This is a genomic window from Pseudomonas glycinis (genome assembly GCF_054871425.1).
This window is the reverse complement of record NZ_JBTYHF010000003.1, coordinates 1-20,797: the sequence shown is the minus strand read 5'-3', so window position 1 is coordinate 20,797 and position 20,797 is coordinate 1. Positions and strand designations below refer to the sequence as shown.

Genomic DNA, 20,797 nt, shown 5'->3' with positions numbered 1-20,797 from the left:
CCGATCCCGGGCGATTTTCGCGTGTTGGCCGATGCCCCATAACCGGCCAGGATGTCTCCGAGCGGTAGACGATACGATTCAACAGGGAGTGAACATATGGAACATGCACCGTGCATCAGCCAGATCGCGACATTGCTGGCCGACCCCAAGCGCAGCGCGATGATGTGGGCGTTGATGGATGGCTCGGCCCGGCAAGCCGAAGAGCTGGCGCTGCTGGCCGGGCTCTCGCCGTCGTCGGCCAGTGCGCATCTGGGACGCCTGTCCGCAGGGGGGCTGTTGAACATCGAAATGCGTGGACGCAAACGCTTCTTTCGCCTGGCGGCACCGGAAATCGGCGCGGCGATCGAAGCACTGGCCAGCGCCACCATTGCCAGCGCGCCACGGCAAATCCCTGATGCGCTGAAACGCACGGCTCCCATGGTCAGACCACAGGCGGCGCCGTCTTCGCTGTTGCGCGCGCGGTTCTGCGACGATCATCTGGGCGGTACTTTGGCGGCCGACCTGTATCAGCGCCTGCTCGATGCCGGCTGGATCGAACAGCTTGAGCAGCGGGTGGTGGTGACGCACAAGGGCTCCACCCGACTGGCCCAGCGCGGTGTGTTCATCCAGGCCCTGGCCCACCGCAACGTGCAGGTCGCCTGCGCCTGCCCGGACTGGAGCGAGCGCCGTCCGCACATGGGCGGCTCACTGGGCGCGGCGCTGTTGCAGTTGTTCATGCAGTCCGGCTGGCTGACCTTGCCCAACGATTCCCGCGCCTTGCAGTTGACCGCCACCGGCCAGCGCGAAATCCATCGCTTTGCCAAGGAAACCGAGCTGGAAACAGCGTTCTAGAGCGTTGCTCGGCGATGAGCTGAGGGCTGACGTCGTCCACGGCTGTGAACAGGTCGCATCCAGTACGAACTCTGAATGACCATGACGCACACTCGATCCGGGGATTTTTCGGATGGGGGAGCGCAACATGAATACACAACGATTTAGTGCGGCTGAGCGCCTGGAACGGCTGCCGCTCAGCGGTTATCACCGCGTCATTTTCATCATCATAGCCTTGGCGTTTTTCTTCGACTCCATGGATCTGGCGATGATGACTTTCCTGCTCGGCTCGATCAAAGCCGAGTTCGGCCTGAGCAGTGCACAGGCAGGGCTGCTGGCCAGCTCGAGCTTTTTCGGCATGGTGCTCGGGGCGTCGTTGTCAGGGATGCTCGCCGACCGCTTCGGGCGCAAACCGGTGTTTCAGTGGAGCATCGTGTTGTGGGGCGTGGCCAGTTACCTGTGTTCGACGGCGCAGACGGTGGAGACGCTGACGCTGTTTCGCATCCTGCTCGGAATTGGCATGGGCATGGAGTTTCCCATCGCACAGTCGATGCTGTCGGAATTGATTCCAGCACAACGGCGCGGGCGCTACATCGTCCTGATGGACGGCTTCTGGCCGCTGGGTTTTGTCGCGGCGGGCGTGCTCTCGTACTTCCTGCTGCCGCTGATTGGCTGGCGCGATATCTTCCTGGTACTGGCGGTGCCTGCGGTATTTGTCCTGGCGATCCGCTTTTTCGTCCCTGAGTCACCGCGATGGCTGGAACAGGCCGGGCGCGACGCCGACGCGGACAAAGTGTTGAACGGCATTGAAGCGCGGGTGCGTGCTTCGCTGGGCGGTGCGGCGTTACCGGAACCGGTTCGTTTGCCACGCACGGTGACGCCACCGGGCAATTTCTTCTCGGCGCTCAAGCAGATCTGGTCGCCGCAATATCGCCAGCGCACGACGATGATCTGGAGTCTGTGGTTCTTCGCATTGTTGGGTTTTTACGGGCTGACTTCCTGGCTCAGCGCATTGCTGCAGCAGTCGGGTTTCGCCGTGACGCAATCGGTGTATTACACCGTGCTGATCTCGCTCGGCGGGATTCCCGGCTTCCTCATGGCGGCGTGGCTGGTCGAGCGTTGGGGGCGCAAACCGGTGTGCATCGTCACCCTGCTCGGCGGCGGGGTGATGGCGTTTCTGTATGGGCAGAGTGCGGTGTTCGGCGGCAACGTCGCGTTGCTGATCGGCACCGGACTGTTGATGCAGTTTTTCCTGTTCGGCATGTGGGCGGTGCTCTACACCTACACGCCGGAGCTGTATCCGACTTCAGCGCGGGCAACCGGCTCGGGATTCGCCTCGGCCATCGGCCGCGTCGGCTCACTGCTCGGGCCTCTGGTGACCGGGCTGGTGTTCCCGATTACCGGGCAGGGCGGGGTGTTCGCGCTGGGCGCAGCGTGCTTCGCGATTGCGGCGGGCGTGGTGTGGCTGTTCGGGATGGAGACGCGGGGCAAGACCCTGGAAGAGCTTACTGAAACCGAAGTCACTGGCTAACGCTGATCAAAACTGTGGGAGCGAGCTTGCTCGCGAAAGCGGTGTATCAAACAACATCTGCGTTGGATGACACACCGTATTCGCGAGCAAGCTCGCTCCCACATTGGGTTATGCAGGTGATGCGGTGTTGCTTAAGGTTTTACCAACCGCGCATCCAGGCTGTTCTGCGCCAGGCGCTTGGCCTGATCCTGGGTCATGCCCAGATGCTCGTGCAGCGCATGGAAGTTCTCGGTCACGTACCCGCCGAAATACGCCGGGTCATCGGAGTTCACCGTGACCTTCACGCCGCGCTCGAGCATGTCGAGGATGTTGTGCTGCGACATGTGATCGAACACGCAGAGCTTGGTGTTCGACAGCGGGCATACGGTCAGAGGAATCTGCTCGTCGATGATCCGCTGCATCAGGCGCTCGTCTTCGATGGCGCGCACGCCATGGTCGATGCGCTGGATTTTCAGCAGGTCGATGGCTTCCCAGATGTACTCCGGCGGGCCTTCTTCACCGGCGTGGGCGACGGTGAGGAAGCCTTCGTCGCGGGCGCGATCGAAGACGCGTTTGAACTTGCTCGGCGGATGGCCCATCTCGGAACTGTCGAGCCCGACCGCGACAAACGCATCACGGAACGGCAGCGCCTGATCGAGGGTTTTCTGTGCTTCGTCTTCGCTGAGGTGGCGCAGGAAGCTGAGGATCAAACCGCTGCTGATGCCCAGTTGCGTCTCGCCATCCTTGAGCGCGGCGGCGATGCCGTTGAGCACCACTTCGAACGGGATGCCCCGGTCGGTGTGGGTCTGCGGGTCGAAGAACGGTTCGGTGTGAATCACGTTCTGTGCTTTGCAGCGCAGCAGGTAGGCCCAGGTCAGGTCGTAGAAATCCTGCGAGGTGCGCAGCACATCGGCGCCCTGGTAATACAGGTCGAGAAATTCCTGCAGGTTGTTGAAGGCGTAGGCCTTGCGCAGGGTTTCGACGTCGCTCCACGGCAGGGCGATCTTGTTGCGTTCGGCCAGGGCGAACAGCAGTTCAGGCTCCAGCGAACCTTCCAGATGCAGGTGCAGTTCGGCTTTGGGCAGGGCGTTGAGCCAGTCGTACATAGTCTTTTCTCATCAGGTGCAATGCCGGCATTCTACAGAGGCTGGCCGCAACAATTGGCAAAACCTGACCAGGTGATCGATCAAACCGCCTCTTGTTCACGGCGATAGGCGTAGGTATCGGCGAAGCGCGACAGCAGGAATTCGGCACAGGTGGTGGTCGGATATTTCGCCGGATGCTGTGCGTCCTGGCAACCGGGCAGGCATTCGATGCGCGTGTCCGGGTGCGGTTCGGCGAAGAACGGCATCGAATAGCGATCCACGCCCAGCGGGCTGATCACCCGGTGCGGCGTCGAGCGATAACGGTCGTTGCTCCAGCGCGCCATCATGTCGCCGAGGTTGACCACGAACGTGCCGTCAATCGGTGGCGCGTCGATCCATTCACCTTTGACGTTCTTCACCTGCAAACCGCCGGCGCTGTCCTGATAGAGCAGGGTGATGCAGCCGTAATCGGTATGGGCACCGGCGCCTTGCTGCTCGGCGGAACTGGCGGTGTGACGCGGCGGATAATGGATCATGCGCAACACGCTGACCGGGTCGACAAAGCGCGAATCGAAGAAGTCGCGCTCGATGCCCAGCGCAATGGTCATCGCCCGCAACAGGGTTTGCGCCAGCGCCTGCATGTCGAGGTAATGCTGCTCCATCAGCGTTTCCCAGCCGGGTTGCGCCGGATGCCGATTGGGGCCGCGCAAAGGTTTTTCCGCGAGCACCTCGGGATGTTCGTTCGGCAGGTGCAGGCCCATGTCGAAGGTTTCTTTGAGGTCACTGGGTTTGTCCGGGTCCAGTTGCTCTGTGGCAATCGCGCCGTAGCCGCGATGGTGGCGGGTCTGAGTAATGTCGATCTTCAGTTTTTCTGCGGCTGGCAATGCAAAGAAGCGCTGGGCGTGATCGAGCAGGGCGTCGATGCGCTGCGTCGAGATCGGATGGCCCTTGATGTAGAAAAAGCCCCACTCGCGACAGGCTTGGTCGATTTGTTCGGCCACCGCAGGCCAGGCGTTTTCGTCGTCGCTATAGAGCGGGCTGATATCAATGATCGGAAGCTGATCCATACACAATCCTTGAATACGCTGTGTTTCCAATGTGGGAGCGAGCCTGCTCGCGAAGAGGGAGTGTCAGACAACATTTTTGTTAATGACACACCGCTTTCGCGAGCAGGCTCGCTCCCACAGGGTTCTGTGTGGTGAATCGGGGGACTACTTCGGCATCTCGGCCTTCATGCCCTCAACGTAATAATTCATCGAAGCCAGTTCCGCATTGGTCGCGCTCACGCCCGCGGGGATTTTTTCCACACCGGCCTGATCCTTGATCGGCCCGGTAAACGGCTGCAATGCGCCGCTCTTGATGTCGGCGATCAACTGCTCGGCTTCGGCTTTGACCGGCGCCGGCACCAGATCGCTGATCGGCAGTTCCACCGTGCCTTCCTTCAACCCGCCCCAGTAATCCTGAGATTTCCAGGTGTGATCGATCACGCTCTGCGTCGCCTGAATGTAGTGTGGCGCCCAGTCGTTGACGATCGAGGTCAGCACCGCTTTCGGGCCGAAGTGGGCCATGTCCGAGGCGTAGCCCACGGCATACACGCCGCGCCGTTCGGCAGCCTGGATCGGCGCCGGGCTGTCGGTGTGCTGGAACACCACGTCGACGCCTTGATCGATCAGCGCGTTGGCGGCGTCGGCTTCCTTGCCCGGATCGAACCAGGAGTTGACCCACACCACTTTGATTTCGGTGCCAGGGTTGTACTTGTTCAGGGCCAACTGGATGGCATTGATGTCGCGGATCACTTCCGGAATCGGGAACGAGGCGACATAGCCGATCTTCTTGGTCTTGGTCATCTTCGCCGCGAGGAAACCGCCGACGTAACGGCCCTCGTAAGTGCGCGCCAGGTAAGTGCCGAGGTTCTTGTCCTGCTTGTAGCCTGTGGCGTGTTCGAAAGTGACCTTGGGGAATTGCTTGGCGACTTTCACTGTCGGGTTCATGTAGCCGAAAGACGTGGTGAAGATCAGGTCATATTTGTCCTTGGCCATGTTGCGGATCACCCGCTCGGCGTCGGCGCCCTCGGCGACGTTTTCCACGTAGTTGGTGGTGATCTGCGTGCCGAGTTTTTCCGCCAGGGCCTTGCGCCCCTGTTCGTGCTGATACGTCCAGCCGTGGTCACCGATCGGGCCGATGTAGACGAAACCGACCTTCAGCGGATCGGCAGCGCTGGCGCTCAGGCTGATTCCCAGACCGATGGCGGCGTACAGCAGTTTGTGCAGCGGACGTATTGGCATGAACCCGAACTCCATTTTGTTGTGTGTGCCCAGGGCCAATGCAAATTGCTGACCAACAGGACAACAAACGCATTCGAAAACGCGGCGCGGCCTTCGCGAGCAGGCTCGCTCCCACAGGGGACGCATTTGAATGTGGGAGCGAGCCTGCTCGCGAAGAGGCCGGCAAGGCCAATAAAAGTGCATGCCTGAATCCAGCTGCCATCGCGTGGTGCGCAAAGATGTAACGAAACGTTAGCGGCGCGCGGCAGTCAGTAGCTTCATCAGCTCTTTTCGGCAAAAGGCCCGTCATGCTCTCGATCCTCAAACAAGAAAGCTTCCTGGTGCTGGCAGTCCTTGCCGCGTGCGTCGCTTATCCACTGGAACACTGGCTGCTGCACAGCGGCCAGATCGTCGCGCTGGGCGGCGGTCTGCTGCTGATCGCCTTTATTGTCGCCGCTTCGATGCGTGTTGCTCATCACGCTGAACTGCTGGCGGAAAAGGTCGGCGATCCCTACGGCACGATGATCCTCACGCTCTCGGCGGTGCTGGTCGAAGTGGTGATCCTGGCGATCATGATGAGCAACGAAGCCTCGGCAACGCTGGTGCGCGACACGATTTATTCAGCGGTGATGCTCGACATCAACGGCATCCTCGGCCTCGCCGCTTTGATGGGCGGGATCAAACACGGCGAACAGTCCTACAACGACGATTCGGCGCGCAGTTACAGCGTGATGATCCTCACTGCGATGGGCGTGTCGATGGTGGTCCCGGAGTTCATTCCCGAGGCCAACTGGAAGATGTATTCGGCGTTCACCATTGGCGCGATGATGGTGCTCTACGCGCTGTTCCTGCGCATGCAGGTCGGCCCGCACAGTTACTTTTTCAGCTACAGCTACCCGGACAAACGTCGCAAGAAGGAGCCGGTCGAGCAGGAGCCGAAGCCGGTCAGCCTGGCGCTGTCGATCGGCATTCTGGTGTCGGGGGTGGTGATCATCGGCGCACTGGCCGAGGTGATGTCCAAGACCCTCGATCTGGGCCTGGAAGGCACGGGCGCGCCGCCGGTGATCACGGCGATTCTGGTGGCAGCGATATCCGCCGCGCCGGAGATTCTGACTGCACTGCGTGCGGCACTGGCCAATCGCATGCAGTCGGTGGTCAACATTGCGATGGGCGCGTCACTGTCGACGGTGATTCTGACCGTACCGGTGATGGAAGCGATGGCGCTGTACACCGGCCAGCCGTTTCAAATGGCGATGACCCCGGTGCAAACGGTGATGATCTTCATCACCCTGATCGTCAGCGCGATCAACCTCAATGACGGCGAAACCAACGCCATTGAGGGGATGACGCACTTTGTGCTGTTTGCCACATTCATCATGCTGTCGCTACTTGGTCTCTAAGCCCACACAAAACAACTGTGGGAGCGAGCCTGCTCGCGAAAGCGGTGTGTCATCCAACAAACATGTTGTCTGACACTCCCTCTTCGCGAGCAGGCTCGCTCCCACAGTTTTGAACGGCGGTGAGTCAGGTACCGGCAATCAACTGCCGAGCCGCCTGGCTGTGATCGGCGATCAAACCTTTCAGGTCCAACCCTTCAACCTGACCATCAACCACACGCCACTTGCCGCCAATCATCACCCGATCCGCCCGATCCGCGCCGCACAACAACAGCGCCGAAATCGGATCGTGGCTACCGGAGAAGCGCAGTTCATCGAGCTTGAACAACGCCAGATCCGCCTGTTTGCCCACGGCGATTTCGCCGATGTCGCTGCGACCGAGCAGGCTCGCCGAACCCTTGGTCGCCCAGCCCAGCACGCGCTCCGGGGTGATCTTTTCGGCGCCGTAGCGCAGGCGCTGGATGTACAAAGCCTGACGCGCTTCGAGGATCATGTTCGAGGCATCGTTGGATGCCGAACCGTCGACGCCAAGGCCGAACAGCGCGCCGGCGTCGGTCAGCTCGATGCTCGGGCAGATGCCGGACGCCAGGCGCATGTTCGAGCTTGGGCAGTGGCAGATGCCGGTACCGGCCTGGCCGAGGCGGGCGATTTCGTCGGGGTTGAAATGGATGCCGTGGGCCAGCCAGGTTCGCGGGCCGAGCCAGCCGACGCTGTCCAGATAATCGACGGTGCGCAGACCGAAGCGTTGCAGACAGAAGTCTTCTTCATCAAGGGTTTCAGCGAGGTGGGTGTGCAGACGCACATCGAGCGTGTTCGCCAGATCAGCACTGGCCGACATGATTTCCGGGGTCACCGAAAATGGCGAACATGGCGCCAGTGCGATCTGGATCTGCGCGCCGTCGCCACGCTCGTGGTACTCGTGAATCAGCCGCTGGCTGTCGTCGAGAATCACCTGACCTTCCTGCACCGTTTGTTGTGGAGGCAGACCGCCGTCCTTCTCGCCAAGGCTCATCGAGCCGCGCGTGAGCATGGCGCGCATGCCCAGTTCACGCACCGTTTCGACCTGCACGTCGATGGCGTTTTCCAGACCATCCGGGAACAGATAGTGATGGTCGGCAGCGGTGGTGCAACCTGAGAGCAGCAATTCGGCCAGCGCCACTTTGGTGGCGAGGGCGAGTTTTTCCGGGGTCAGCCGCGCCCATACCGGGTACAGGGTTTTCAGCCACGGAAACAGCGGCTGATTGACCACCGGCGCCCAGGCGCGGGTCAGGGTTTGATAGAAGTGATGGTGAGTGTTGATCAGGCCCGGCAGGACCACATGCTCGCGGGCATCGAACACTTCATTGCACGGCGCCGACGGCTGCTGACCGGCAGCGAGGACTTCGACGATCACACCGTCTTGCACGACAAGGCCGCCACGGGCATCAAGCTCGTTGGAGGTGAAAATGGCGAGGGGATTTTTTAACCAGGTACGGGTCGCAGGCATTGTGGCCGGCTCCTCTGAAAGTTGGGTTCAGGGTTGCCAGCTCAGTGTTGCCCTGTCTGCTGATCCAGGGTCGCCGCGAAGGACGAGGCGCGCAGTTTCAAACAAATCGCCGCGCCGGGCAAGCGCCACCTGACCATTCACCATCACTCCCTGTGGGAGCGAGCCTGCTCGCGAAGGCGTCATGTCAGTCGATACAGATTTACCTGACAGATCGTATTCGCGAGCAGGCTCGCTCCCACATCGGGATTTTCAGTGCTTACCAGGCAATCGTTTCACCCTTGTAATTGACGAAGTGATGCCCGCCCTTGCCGGTGAATGCATTGACCTGATCGATCAGCCCGCGGGTGCTGGTCTCGACATCGAGATCGGCGCCTTCGCCGCCCATGTCGGTCTTCACCCAGCCCGGGTGCAACGACAGTACGGTGAGTTTCTGTTCACCCAGTTGCGTGACAAAACTGTTGGTCATCGAATTCAGCGCCGCTTTGCTCGCCTTGTACAACGCCAGCTCCGGCGCATCGGGCATGGTCACGCTGCCGAGTACCGAACTCATGAACGCCAGCACGCCGCTGCCGTCGCGAATCTGCCCGACGAAACGCTGGGCCAGATTGATCGGTGCCACCGCGTTGGTGAAAAACAGTTGCCCGACCTCGGCCAGTGTCGCGCCGCCCGGCGTCTGCACGTCCGGGCCTTTGACCCCGGCGTTGACGAACAACAGATCGAAGGTTTCGCCCTTGAGTTTCTGGCTCAGAGCGATCACCGCTTGCTGATCGTCCATGTCGAGCTTCTCGATGCGCACGTCACCCAGCGCTTGCAGCGCCTCGGCCTTCTGCGGATTGCGCACCGTCGCGGTCACTTGCCAGCCATCGCCCAGCAGGGTCTTCACCAGACCGAGGCCCAAGCCGCGGGAGGCGCCGATGATCAGTGCGTTTTTTGCCTGAGACATGATGGGTTTCCTTGAAAGTCAGCATTCAGGATTCAATGGACACGCCTGACCGCGCCACAGTTGCAGCGCCTGGCGAAAACAGGCTTTGACCCCGGAGCATACTCCAGGCTTCTTGAGTTTCTCGAGGGTGTTTGATCAGAAACAATCATGAGGCGTGGTTCAAGTGTTGCCTGTGCGGACGCTTTCGCGAGCAGGCTCGCTCCCACGCTTGCCCGCGTTCACTCAGATCCCTTGTGGGAGCGAGCCTGCTCGCGAAGAGGCCCGCTCTGACATCAACTAATGTCCCGATTGCCACGGCTGCCCCAACGAAACCGGCGCATACAACCGAGTGCGCACGGCGTCGCGGGACAGCAGCACCAGCACCAAAATCGTCGCCACATACGGCAGCATCGCCAGCAGGCTCGAAGGTATCGCCAGTCCCAATCCCTGTGCCACCAAGTGCAGGATGCTGGCGAGGCCGAACAGATACGCCCCGAGCAGCAACCGCCACACCCGCCAACTGGCAAACACCACCAGCGCCAAAGCGATCCAGCCGCGCCCGGCGGTCATGTTTTCCGCCCACATCGGTGTGTACGCCAGCGACAGATAAGCCCCGGCCAGCCCGGCCATTGCTCCGCCGAACAACACCGCCAAGGTGCGCACGGTCAGCACCGGCAAGCCCATGGCGCTGGCCGCATCCGGGTTTTCACCGACCGCCTGAATGATCAGGCCGACACGGCTTTTGATGATCACCCACGCCACCAGCGCAAACAGCGCGAACGACAGATACACCAGCAGATCCTGGGCAAACAGCATCCGCCCGATCAGCGGGATCTCACTCAGATACGGAATCGCCAGAGGCTCGAAACCTGCCAGCGGCTTACCCACCCAGGCCGCACCGACAAATGTCGACAGCCCGACACCAAAGATCGTCAGCGCCAACCCAGTGGCCACCTGATTGGCGTTGAACACCAGCGCGACCAGGGCAAACAGTGACGACAACAACATCCCGGCCAACATCGCCAGCAGCACACCCAGCCACAGGTTGCCGCTGTTCAGCGCGACGATAAAACCGATCACCGCACCGAACAGCATCATGCCTTCCTGGCCAAGGTTGAGGACGCCGCTTTTCTCGCAGATCAACTCACCCAATGCCACCAGCAACAGCGGCGTGCCGCAGCGGACCATCGCGTAGAAAATATTGCTCAACAGATCGATATCCATCACAGCGCTCCGGCGGTTACGGCAGGGGTCGAGGCGCGCCGGGTCCAGCGCAGTTTCAGGCGTGGCCGATAGAGAATCAGCACGTCACAGGCGAGCAGGAAAAACAGCATCATGCCCTGGAACAATTGGGTGATCGCTTGCGGCAGATTGAGCGACATCTGCGCGCTCTCGCCGCCGATGTACAGCAGCGCCATGAGCAGACTGGAGAACAGAATGCCAAGCGGATTCAACCGTCCGAGGAACGCCACGGTGATCGCCGCGTAGCCATAGCCCGGCGACACCTGCGGCACCAGTTGGCCGATCGGCCCGGTCACTTCGCAGACCCCGGCGAGCCCGGCCAGACCACCGCTGATCAACAGCGCCAGCCAGATCAGGCGCTTCTCGCGAAAGCCGACAAAACCTGCCGCACGTTTGTCCAACCCGAGCACTTTGATCTGGAAGCCGATAAAGCTTTTCTGCAACAACACCCACACCGCAACCAGCGCGAGCAGGGCGAAATACACGCCGGCATGCACGCGGCCGTCCTCCAGCAGCAGCGGCAAGCGACTGGCGTCGCCGAACATCGCTGACTCGGGAAAATTGAAGCCCGCCGGATCCTTCAACGGCCCGTGCACGCAGAACAGCAGCAGGTTCAACGCGATGTAATTGAGCATGATGCTGGTAAGGATTTCGTTGGCGTTGAAGCGCGTGCGCAGCCATGCGGTGAGCCCGGCCCATGCGGCGCCGGCCAGCGTGCCGGTCAGCAGAATCAGCACCAGCGCCCAGCGACTTTGCATGTCGATAACGTTCACTGCCAGAGCACTGCCGGCCAAGGCGCCAAGTAGAAGTTGGCCTTCGGCGCCGATGTTCCAGATCCGCGCCTGATAGGCCACGGCCAGGCCCAGTGCGCAGAGCAGAATCGGCAGCGCCTTGACCAGCAATTCAGACACGCCATACAAATCGCTGACCGGTGCGATCAGCAGTGTGTGCAAGGTTTGCAGTGGGTCGTGGCCCAGCGCGATGAACAACAGCGAGCCGCAGCCGAGGGTCGAGGCCGCCGCCAATAACGGCGAGCACCACAGCATCAGGCGCGATTGCTGGCCACGGGGTTCGAGAGAAAGCAGCATGGTTGAAACTCCGTTAAACCGAAGCGGCGCGAGGTGAGTGATCGAACTGGCCGGCCATCCACGCGCCGACATCGCTCAGTTGTGTAAGGCCGGTGTCTTGAAGAACCGACAGACGCCCGCCGCACAGCGCGCCGAGGCGATCGCTGATCTGGAACAGCTCATCGAGGTCTTCGGAAATCACCAGAATCGCCGCGCCGGCATCGCGCAGGGCAATCAACGCGCGATGGATGGTGGCGGCGGCGCCAACGTCGACGCCCCAGGTCGGGTGCGCGGCGATCAGCAGTTTCGGTTGCTGAAGAATTTCCCGGCCGAGGATGAATTTCTGCAAGTTGCCGCCGGACAGGCTGCGCGCAGCGGTTTGCGTGTCCGGGGTTTTCACGCCGAAGCGCTGGATGATCTGTTGCGCGAGCGCTTCGACTTTGCTTCGTTGAATCAACCCGTGGCTGACCAGTCCGTGCTGAAAAGCACTGAGCAGGGCGTTATCGGCCAGACTCAACTCCGGCACCGCGCCGTGGCCGAGGCGTTCGGCCGGCACGAAGGCCAGACCGAGTTTGCGCCGCGCATCCGGGCGCAGGTCAGCGACGTTTCTATCTGCGAAGCGCAGGGTCGCCGCTTGCGCACGAGGCAAGGGCTGCTCGCCGCTGAGCAGGGCGAGCAATTCATCCTGACCATTGCCCGCGACCCCAGCGATGCCGACGATTTCACCACTGCGCACTTGCAGGTCGATGTCGGTCAGCGAGCAACCGAACGGATCCGGGTTGTGCCAGCTCAAACCCTGCACCTGCAGAAACGCCGCGCCACCGCTGACCTTCGGATACTCGCCAATCAAAGCCGCCGCTTCACCGACCATCATTTGCGCCAGTTGCTGGTCCGAACATTCGGCGGGCTCGCAATGCCCGGCAACCCGACCGCCGCGCAGCACCGTGGCGCTGTGGCACAAGGCGCGCACTTCACCGAGCTTGTGGCTGATAAACAGAATGCTGCAACCCTCGGCGGCAAGGCGCCGCAGGGTGATGAACAATTCGTCCGCCTCTTGCGGCGTCAGTACTGAGGTCGGCTCATCGAGAATCAGCAGGCGAATGTCCTGCATCAGGCAACGGATGATTTCCACCCGCTGGCGCTCGCCGATCGACAGGCTGTGGACAAGTCGCTCCGGCTCCAGCGCCATGCCGTAACGCCGCGAGACTTCGCGAATTTGCGGCTCCAGTTGCTTCGGCGTGCCGGCCGCCGCGCCCATCGCCAGGGCAATGTTCTGCGCCACGCTTAGGGTTTCGAACAGGGAGAAATGCTGGAACACCATGCCAATGCCCAACTGCCGCGCCTGCGCCGGATTGCGCATCTGCACGCGCTGCCCCTCCCAGAGCATTTCACCGCTGTCGCACTGGGTGACCCCGTAAATGATCTTCATCAACGTACTTTTGCCCGCGCCGTTTTCACCGAGCAGGGCATGGATTTCACCCGGCGCGATGCTCAGGTCGATGGCGTCGTTGGCCAGACAACCGGGGTAGCGTTTGCTGATCTGGCGCAGTTGCAGGCGCGGTGGGGAAGGGGCGATGGACATGACAGGCTCGACTGACTTGGAGTTGTGCCTGTGGATAAAGCAATTTCCTGGCCATTGAGTCAGGAACGCTTGCGGAGCCATTCCGCAAGTGCCGACAGCAGCGCATCGGCGGGCGTTTTGTCTTTCTCTCGAGCACCAATTCAGCGCAAAGCCATTGAACAGGCTCCAGTTTTGCCCGCTTGCAGTTGGTTAAAAAACGAGCAACTGCCTGGGAGCCAGACAGATCCAGCGGCTGCGGCGGTCATGAACGGCTTATCCACAGGTTGCTCCACAGTAATTGTGCGCAAGCGCCGAGGGTGGGCATAAGCACTGCGATGCTTTGTTCTAATGGTGATAAACGAAGGTAACTGTTTGTTTTTACGCTGGATTTCCCTTTCGTCGGGTCATTTGAACGAAAATTGAACAAATCGCGCAAAGCCGCATGACAGAAGGGTTACAGCGGTGTGTGCTCAGGTTATCCACAGTCGGGTGCACAGCAGGTGTGGGCAAGTCTGTGGAATAAGGAAAACGAGGGATGCCCTAAAAGATCGCAGCCTACCGCTGCAACAAAATCCGCCCCCGGCTCAGATCCGCCAACTGACTCTGCAACACTTCGATCAGCGCTTCCCCCACCGCTAGCTTCAACTCAACGCCATTGGCTGTGAAGTTCTCCTCCACCACCAATCCACCGAGATCCGCCACGCGCAATTTCACCAGCGCCAACTCGGCAAATCCGCAGGCGCAACTCAGCGGCACGCGGCTGATCAGCTCGATTTTGTCCGCCGCTTGCAGGCACTTGTTGGCGCCACCGCCATAGGCCCGGGCCAAGCCGCCAGTGCCCAGTTGAATGCCGCCGTACCAGCGAATCACCAGCACCGCGACCTGATCGCAGTCCTGCGCCTCGATCGCCGCCAGAATAGGGCGGCCGGCAGTGCCGCCCGGCTCGCCGTCGTCAGTGCTGCGGTATTGCGCGCCGAGTTTCCACGCCCAGCAATTGTGCGTGGCATTCAAATCGCTGTGCTGCTCGAAAAACGCCTGCGCATCGGCGGGGCTGCTGATCGGCGTCGCCAGAGTGATGAAACGGCTTTTGCGAATCTCTTCGCGGTACTCGCAAAAACCGCTGAGGGTGAAAGGCATAAACGTCTTATAGAGAAGGAGTGAGGCCGCAGCCTTTGAGAATGATGCGGATCAGGTTGTTGCCGGCGTCTTCCATGTCCTGCTTGGTCAATTTGCTGCGCCCGGTGACGCGGCAGATCTGTGTGGCGAAGTCGGCGTAATGCTGGGTGCTGCCCCACAGCAGGAAAATCAGATGCACCGGATCGACCGGGTCCATTTTGCCCGCATCGATCCACGCCTGAAACACCGCCGCGCGCCCGGTGAACCAGGTGCGGTAATCCTGATTGAAATATTCGCTCAGGCATTCGCCGCCGCTGATCACTTCCATGGCGAAGATCCGCGAGGCCTGTGGCTGGCGCCGCGAGAACTCCATCTTCGCGCGGATGTAGCGGGTCAGCGCTTCGGCCGGGTCATCCTCGGCAGTAAGGGTGTTGAAGGTGCTGTCCCACAACTCGATGATGTTGCTCAGCACCGCCACATACAAACCGAGCTTGTTGGTGAAGTAGTAATGCAGGTTGGCTTTGGGCAGCCCGGCATTCTGCGCGATGGTGTTCATGCTGGTGCCTTTGAACCCGTGACGGGCGAACTCGTCTTCGGCGGCTTTGAGAATGGTCTCTTCGTTCTTCTGACGAATGCGGCTGGCGGGTTTGCCGCCGTGGGCTGGGACTTCAAAGGTCATAGGCACTTCCGGGATTGTCTGTGGGTGCAACCAGTTGCGTTGATAGCGCACCCACAGGCATCCGACAAGTCCTGGCGCGGAAAAACAGTTACGCCTGTTCGATCTTGTTCAATGACGCGGGGCTTTTTGTCTCGGCGGTTTTGCCTTCCGGCAACAACAGACAGAGGACGATTGCCGTCAGCCCGCCGCTGGTGATCGCCGAGTCGAACAGGTTCTGCACCAGTTTCGGCAACAGGTGCAGCAGGTTCGGTTGCGCGGCGATGCCGAGGCCGACGCCGAACGAAGTGGCGATGATCAACATGCTGCGCCGGTCCAGCGGTGACTGCGCGAGAATGCGTACGCCCGCCGCCGCCACTGCGCCGAACATCACCAGCGTCGCACCGCCCAGCACCGGTTTCGGGATCTGTTGCAGCACCGCGCCGATCATCGGGAACAGGCCGAGGCAGAATAGAATCGCGCCGATGTACAGACCGACGTAGCGGCTGGCAACGCCGGTCAATTGGATCACGCCGTTGTTCTGCGCGAACGTTGTGTTGGGGAAAGCGCTGAAAGTCGCCGCGATCATGCAACTGACACCATCACCGAGCACGCCACCGCGCAAGCGGCTTATATAAGAAGGGCCGCTGATCGGTTGGCGGGCAAGCATGCAATTGGCGGTGAGGTCGCCGACGGTTTCGATGGTGCTGATCAGGTAAATCAGCGCGACCGGCAGGAAAGCCGTCCAGTCGAAGTTGAATCCGAACTTGAATGGCGTAGGAAAACTCACCAGTGGCAAGTCAGGCAACGGCTGCGGGACCAGTTTCCCGCTGAACCACGCCGCGAGGCTGCCGAGCACCAGTCCGATGATGATCGCCGACAGTCGCACCCATGGCGTATTCGAGCGGTTGAGCAGAATGATTGTCAGCAGCACGAACACGCCCAAGGCCAGATTGCCCGGCGCGCCGAAGTCCGGCGCGTTGAAGCCGCCACCCAGATCGGTGATGCCGACCTTGATCAGGCTGATGCCGATCAGCGTGATGACGATGCCGGTCACCAGCGGTGTGACCACGCGGCGCAACTGACCGATGAAACGGCTGAGCACGATCTGCACGATTGCGCCGAAAAAGCACACGCCGAAAATCATCGCCAGAATATCTTCCGGGCTGCCGCCGCGCTGCTTGACCAGAAACCCGGCCGACAGCACCGCACCGAGAAACGCGAAACTGGTGCCTTGCAGACAGATCATCCCCGCGCCAATGCCGAACGGTCGCCGCGCCTGGATAAAGGTGCCGACGCCCGAGACCATCAGCGCCATGCTGATCAGGTACGGTAGATGCGCGGTCAGCCCGAGCGCGGAACCGATCACCAGTGGCGGGGTGATGATGCCGACGAAACTGGCGAGCACGTGTTGCAGCGCGGCGAGAATGGCGGCGAGTGGTTTGGGGCGGTCGTTGAGGCCGTAGATCAGTTCACTGGACGAGTCGGAATCTGGCTGCATGGCTTTGGCTTCTTGAAGGAGAGTTATCCCTTCTCTGCAAAAACCTGTCCACTTGCTCAGGTTATTCCTCGATTCTGTCGATGAGGCCCAGACGGGCTGGGCTCTGCGCGCTTATCTATCGCGTCGCGGCCAGACTGTCGAGGAAACTTTCCAGCACCAAATGAGGGCGCCGCCCCTTGCGCGTGACCGATGCCAGACTCAAATCGTAAAAACGCGTGCCGGCCTTGAGCGCACGCAAGCGCCCCTGCTGTACCCAAAGATTGGCGTAGTGATCCGGCAGGTAACCGATGTAGCGCCCGGTCAGAATCAGAAACGCCATGCCTTCACGGTCAGAGGCACTGGCGGTGCAGTTGAGCGCCTGATAATGCGCCTGAATCTCCGCCGGCAAACGAAAGGTCGGCGCAATCGCGTCCTGACTGTCGAGGCGTTGATCATCGAGTTGCTTGTCGTCGACATAAAACAGCGGATGACCCACCGCGCAATACAGCAGCGAACGCTCGCTGTACAACGGCTGATATTCCAGTCCCGACAATGCGCTTGCCTGCGGCACCACGCCAACGTGCAGACGCCCGTCGAGCACGCCTTGCTCGACTTCATTCGGCGCAATCATGCGGATCTGGATCTGCACATCCGGCCCGCGTTCCTTCAATTGCGCGAGGGCGTGGGTGATGCGCATGTGCGGCAGGGTGACGAGGTTATCGGTCAGGCCGATGATCAGCTCGCCGCGCAGGTGTTGGTGCAGACCGTTGACCTCAGTGCGGAAGCTTTCCAGCGCACTCAACAATTGCAGCGCTGATTGATACACCTCACGACCTTCCTCGGTCAGGGAAAATCCGGCCCGGCCACGTTGACACAAGCGCAAGCCGAGGCGCTGCTCCAGATCGCTCATCTGCTGGCTGATCGCCGAGCGGCCGATGCCAAGCACGGTTTCCGCTGCGGAGAAGCCGCCACACTCCACGACGCTGCGAAAAATCCGCAGCAGGCGAATATCAAAATCACTGACCTGGGCCAATGGATCGGCGCGGCGGCTGCTCATTTCTTGTTCTCTTTGTTTAGCAATGATCTAACTGAAGGTTAGAAGAGTTGGATTTCACCGACTTTATCGCCGTGGCAATTTAGCTGCAACAACGCTTTCCATCTCCCTGACGCTTATGCCCTGCGAGGTTTTGCCCGATGAACATGCCTGAAAACGCGCCGTCGCCACTGGCCAGCCAACTGAAGCTGGACGCGCACTGGATGCCGTACACCGCCAACCGCAACTTTCAGCGCGACCCGCGTCTGATCGTCGGCGCTGAAGGCAGCTGGCTGTTCGACGACAAGGGCCGCAAGATCTACGACTCGCTGTCCGGTCTGTGGACCTGCGGCGCCGGGCACACCCGCAAGGAAATTCAGGAAGCCGTTGCGAAACAACTGGGCACCCTCGATTACTCGCCGGGCTTCCAGTACGGCCATCCGTTGTCGTTCCAGCTGGCAGAGAAAATCACCGAACTGACCCCGGGCAATCTGAACCACGTGTTCTTCACCGACTCCGGTTCCGAATGCGCCGATACCGCGGTGAAAATGGTCCGTGCTTACTGGCGCCTGAAAGGCCAGGCGACCAAGACCAAGATGATCGGCCGCGCCCGTGGTTACCACGGTGTGAACATCGCCGGCACCAGCCTCGGCGGCGTCAACGGCAACCGCAAGCTGTTCGGTCAGGCGATGATGGATGTCGATCACCTGCCGCACACACTGCTGGCGAGCAACGCGTTTTCCCGTGGCATGCCGGAGCAGGGCGGTATTGCTTTGGCCGATGAGCTGCTGAAGTTGATCGAACTGCACGACGCTTCCAACATCGCTGCGGTGTTCGTTGAGCCGATGGCCGGCTCTGCCGGGGTACTGGTTCCGCCGCAGGGTTACCTCAAGCGTCTGCGCGAGATCTGCGATCAGCACAACATCCTGCTGGTATTCGATGAAGTGATCACCGGTTTCGGCCGCACCGGTTCGATGTTCGGCGCCGAGAGCTTCGGCGTGACCCCGGACCTGATGTGCATCGCCAAACAAGTCACCAACGGCGCGATTCCGATGGGCGCGGTGATTGCCAGCTCCGAGATCTACCAGACCTTCATGAACCAGCCGACGCCGGAATACGCCGTGGAATTCCCCCACGGCTACACCTATTCGGCGCACCCGGTGGCCTGTGCCGCCGGTCTTGCGGCACTCGATCTGCTGCAAAAGGAAAACCTGGTGCAGAGCGTCGCCGAAGTCGCGCCGCATTTCGAGAACGCGTTGCACGGCCTGAAAGGCTCGAAGAACGTCATCGACATCCGTAACTACGGCCTGGCCGGCGCGATCCAGATTGCCGGGCGTGACGGTGATGCCATCGTGCGTCCTTTCGAAGCGGGCATGGCCCTGTGGAAAGCCGGGTTCTACGTGCGCTTCGGCGGCGACACCCTGCAGTTTGGCCCAACCTTCAACAGCAAGCCGCAAGACCTCGATCGTTTGTTCGACGCGGTCGGCGAAGTGCTGAACAAGCTCGACTGATTTTTCCTTCTATATATGTACGAAACAACAGGCGCCTCTTGCGGCGCCTGCTGACCAGAATTCAGGAGTGTTCGATGAGCGTTATCCCGCATTTGATCAATGGCGAACTGGTGACCGAGAACGGTCGCGCGGTGGATGTGTTCAACCCGTCTACCGGCCAGGCGATCCATAAACTGCCATTGGCCAGCCAGGCCACCATTCAGAAAGCCATCGATGCCGCCAAGGCCGCGTTCCCGGCCTGGCGCAACACGCCGCCGGCAAAACGCGCCCAAGTGATGTTCCGTTTCAAGCAACTGCTTGAGCAGAACGAGGCGCGCATCTCGCAACTGATCAGCGAAGAGCACGGCAAGACCCTGGAAGACGCTGCCGGTGAATTGAAGCGCGGTATCGAGAACGTCGAGTTCGCCTGCGCCGCCCCGGAAATCCTCAAGGGCGAGTACAGCCGCAACGTCGGCCCGAACATCGATGCCTGGTCGGACTTCCAGCCGTTGGGGATTGTGGCCGGTATCACCCCGTTCAACTTCCCGGCCATGGTGCCGCTGTGGATGTACCCGCTGGCGATCGTCTGCGGCAACTGCTTCATCCTCAAGCCATCCGAGCGCGATCCAAGCTCGACGCTGCTGATCGCTCAGTTGCTGCTGGAAGCCGGGTTGCCGAAAGGTGTGATGAGTGTGGTTCATGGTGACAAGACGGCGGTGGACGCGTTGATCGAAGCGCCGGAAGTCAAAGCGCTGAGCTTCGTCGGTTCGACGCCGATTGCCGAATACATCTACGCCGAAGGCACCAAGCGCGGCAAACGCGTTCAGGCACTGGGCGGCGCGAAGAACCACGCGGTGCTGATGCCGGATGCCGATCTGGACAATGCGGTCAGCGCACTGATGGGCGCGGCTTATGGTTCCTGCGGCGAACGCTGCATGGCCATCTCGGTGGCCGTTTGTGTTGGCGATCAGGTCGCGGACGCGCTGGTGGCGAAACTGGTTCCACAGATCAAAGCGCTGAAAATCGGTGCGGGTACCTCGTGCGGTCTGGACATGGGGCCGTTGGTTACCGGTCAGGCGCGTGACAAGGTCAGCGGTTATGTAGACGACGGTGTGGCGGCGGGCGCGACCCTGGTGGTCGATGGTCGTGGTTTGAGCGTTGCGGGGCATGAAGAAGGCTTCTTCCTCGGTGGCTGCCTGTTCGACAACGTCACTCCAGAGATGCGCATCTATAAAGAAGAGATCTTCGGGCCGGTGCTGTGCGTGGTACGGGTGAACAGCCTGGAAGAGGCGATGCAACTGATCAATGATCACGAATACGGCAACGGCACCTGCATCTTCACCCGTGACGGCGAAGCGGCGCGGCTGTTCTGCGACGAGATCGAAGTCGGCATGGTCGGCGTCAACGTTCCGCTGCCGGTGCCGGTGGCTTATCACAGCTTCGGCGGCTGGAAGCGTTCGCTGTTTGGCGACCTGCACGCGTATGGTCCGGATGGCGTGCGCTTCTATACTCGTCGCAAGGCGATCACCCAGCGCTGGCCGCAGCGTGCAAGCCATGAAGCTTCGCAGTTCGCATTCCCTAGCTTATAAGTAGCTGGATGTGCAGAAGGCCGACCTTTCAGGTCGGCCTTCGCGTTTTCGGGGCTTTTTTACCGATATGACAGAAATATGAAAATAGGT

The 20,797-nt window shown here is 60.8% G+C and carries 17 protein-coding genes; 5 read left to right on the top strand and 12 right to left on the bottom strand.

From position 1 onward, the window contains the following. The first annotated feature begins 96 nt into the window (after window positions 1–96). Complete coding sequence (locus ACYSTU_RS07830) at window positions 97–831, top strand: ArsR/SmtB family transcription factor (RefSeq protein WP_016771819.1); 735 nt, start codon at window positions 97–99, stop codon at window positions 829–831. 127 nt (window positions 832–958) lie between these two features. Further along, the gene (locus ACYSTU_RS07825) at window positions 959–2,341 is read left to right on the top strand and encodes an MFS transporter (protein ID WP_498997260.1); all 1,383 of its coding nucleotides are present in this window, start codon (window positions 959–961) and stop codon (window positions 2,339–2,341) included. 131 nt (window positions 2,342–2,472) lie between these two features. On the opposite strand, the gene ACYSTU_RS07820 is transcribed toward ACYSTU_RS07825, so the two are convergent. The 3 genes from ACYSTU_RS07820 to ACYSTU_RS07810 form a co-directional block, all read right to left on the bottom strand. After that, a complete protein-coding gene (locus ACYSTU_RS07820; RefSeq protein WP_024011466.1) occupies window positions 2,473–3,426 on the bottom strand; it encodes an adenosine deaminase in 954 nt (317 codons plus the stop codon). An 80-nt stretch (window positions 3,427–3,506) separates the two neighbouring features. Next, the gene (locus ACYSTU_RS07815) at window positions 3,507–4,472 is read right to left on the bottom strand and encodes a 2-oxoglutarate and iron-dependent oxygenase domain-containing protein (RefSeq protein ID WP_498997257.1); all 966 of its coding nucleotides are present in this window, start codon (window positions 4,470–4,472) and stop codon (window positions 3,507–3,509) included. 144 nt (window positions 4,473–4,616) lie between these two features. Further along, a complete protein-coding gene (locus ACYSTU_RS07810; RefSeq protein ID WP_016771815.1) occupies window positions 4,617–5,690 on the bottom strand; it encodes a BMP family ABC transporter substrate-binding protein in 1,074 nt (357 codons plus the stop codon). Between the two features lie 287 nt (window positions 5,691–5,977). Here ACYSTU_RS07810 and ACYSTU_RS07805 point away from each other — a divergent pair, with 287 nt between their 5' ends. Further along, the gene (locus ACYSTU_RS07805) at window positions 5,978–7,069 is read left to right on the top strand and encodes a calcium:cation antiporter (RefSeq protein WP_122508668.1); all 1,092 of its coding nucleotides are present in this window, start codon (window positions 5,978–5,980) and stop codon (window positions 7,067–7,069) included. 124 nt (window positions 7,070–7,193) lie between these two features. On the opposite strand, the gene ACYSTU_RS07800 is transcribed toward ACYSTU_RS07805, so the two are convergent. The 9 genes from ACYSTU_RS07800 to ACYSTU_RS07760 all read right to left on the bottom strand — a co-directional run bounded on the left by ACYSTU_RS07800 (window position 7,194) and on the right by ACYSTU_RS07760 (window position 17,652). Further along, the gene (locus ACYSTU_RS07800) at window positions 7,194–8,552 is read right to left on the bottom strand and encodes an 8-oxoguanine deaminase (protein ID WP_498997252.1); all 1,359 of its coding nucleotides are present in this window, start codon (window positions 8,550–8,552) and stop codon (window positions 7,194–7,196) included. A 256-nt stretch (window positions 8,553–8,808) separates the two neighbouring features. Next, window positions 8,809–9,495 carry an SDR family oxidoreductase gene (locus ACYSTU_RS07795; RefSeq protein ID WP_039764086.1) on the bottom strand — a complete coding sequence of 229 codons (687 nt, stop codon included), beginning with the start codon at window positions 9,493–9,495 and terminating at the stop codon, window positions 8,809–8,811. Window positions 9,496–9,771: 276 nt separating this feature from the next. Continuing rightward, window positions 9,772–10,698, bottom strand: coding sequence for an ABC transporter permease (locus ACYSTU_RS07790; protein WP_041479652.1), 927 nt, complete (start codon window positions 10,696–10,698; stop codon window positions 9,772–9,774). Further along, the gene (locus tag ACYSTU_RS07785) at window positions 10,698–11,804 is read right to left on the bottom strand and encodes an ABC transporter permease (RefSeq protein WP_498997248.1); all 1,107 of its coding nucleotides are present in this window, start codon (window positions 11,802–11,804) and stop codon (window positions 10,698–10,700) included. Before ACYSTU_RS07785 ends, ACYSTU_RS07790 begins: the two co-directional genes overlap by 1 nt. Window positions 11,805–11,817: 13 nt before the next feature. Further along, complete coding sequence (locus ACYSTU_RS07780; protein WP_498997245.1) at window positions 11,818–13,365, bottom strand: ABC transporter ATP-binding protein; 1,548 nt, start codon at window positions 13,363–13,365, stop codon at window positions 11,818–11,820. Window positions 13,366–13,899: 534 nt separating this feature from the next. Next, the gene (locus ACYSTU_RS07775) at window positions 13,900–14,481 is read right to left on the bottom strand and encodes an IMPACT family protein (RefSeq protein ID WP_122601542.1); all 582 of its coding nucleotides are present in this window, start codon (window positions 14,479–14,481) and stop codon (window positions 13,900–13,902) included. Between the two features lie 7 nt (window positions 14,482–14,488). Next, window positions 14,489–15,139 carry a TetR/AcrR family transcriptional regulator gene (locus ACYSTU_RS07770; protein ID WP_016771809.1) on the bottom strand — a complete coding sequence of 217 codons (651 nt, stop codon included), beginning with the start codon at window positions 15,137–15,139 and terminating at the stop codon, window positions 14,489–14,491. Window positions 15,140–15,227: 88 nt separating this feature from the next. Next, window positions 15,228–16,616 carry a uracil-xanthine permease family protein gene (locus ACYSTU_RS07765; protein ID WP_041479656.1) on the bottom strand — a complete coding sequence of 463 codons (1,389 nt, stop codon included), beginning with the start codon at window positions 16,614–16,616 and terminating at the stop codon, window positions 15,228–15,230. Window positions 16,617–16,731: 115 nt separating this feature from the next. Continuing rightward, complete coding sequence (locus tag ACYSTU_RS07760; RefSeq protein WP_346621941.1) at window positions 16,732–17,652, bottom strand: LysR family transcriptional regulator; 921 nt, start codon at window positions 17,650–17,652, stop codon at window positions 16,732–16,734. 137 nt (window positions 17,653–17,789) lie between these two features. Here ACYSTU_RS07760 and aptA point away from each other — a divergent pair, with 137 nt between their 5' ends. Further along, on the top strand, window positions 17,790–19,139 hold the full coding sequence (gene aptA, locus ACYSTU_RS07755; protein ID WP_016771806.1) for an omega-aminotransferase AptA: 1,350 nt from the start codon (window positions 17,790–17,792) through the stop codon (window positions 19,137–19,139). A gap of 74 nt (window positions 19,140–19,213) precedes the next feature. Beyond that, window positions 19,214–20,707 carry a CoA-acylating methylmalonate-semialdehyde dehydrogenase gene (locus tag ACYSTU_RS07750; RefSeq protein ID WP_103306253.1) on the top strand — a complete coding sequence of 498 codons (1,494 nt, stop codon included), beginning with the start codon at window positions 19,214–19,216 and terminating at the stop codon, window positions 20,705–20,707. Window positions 20,708–20,797 lie beyond the last annotated feature (90 nt).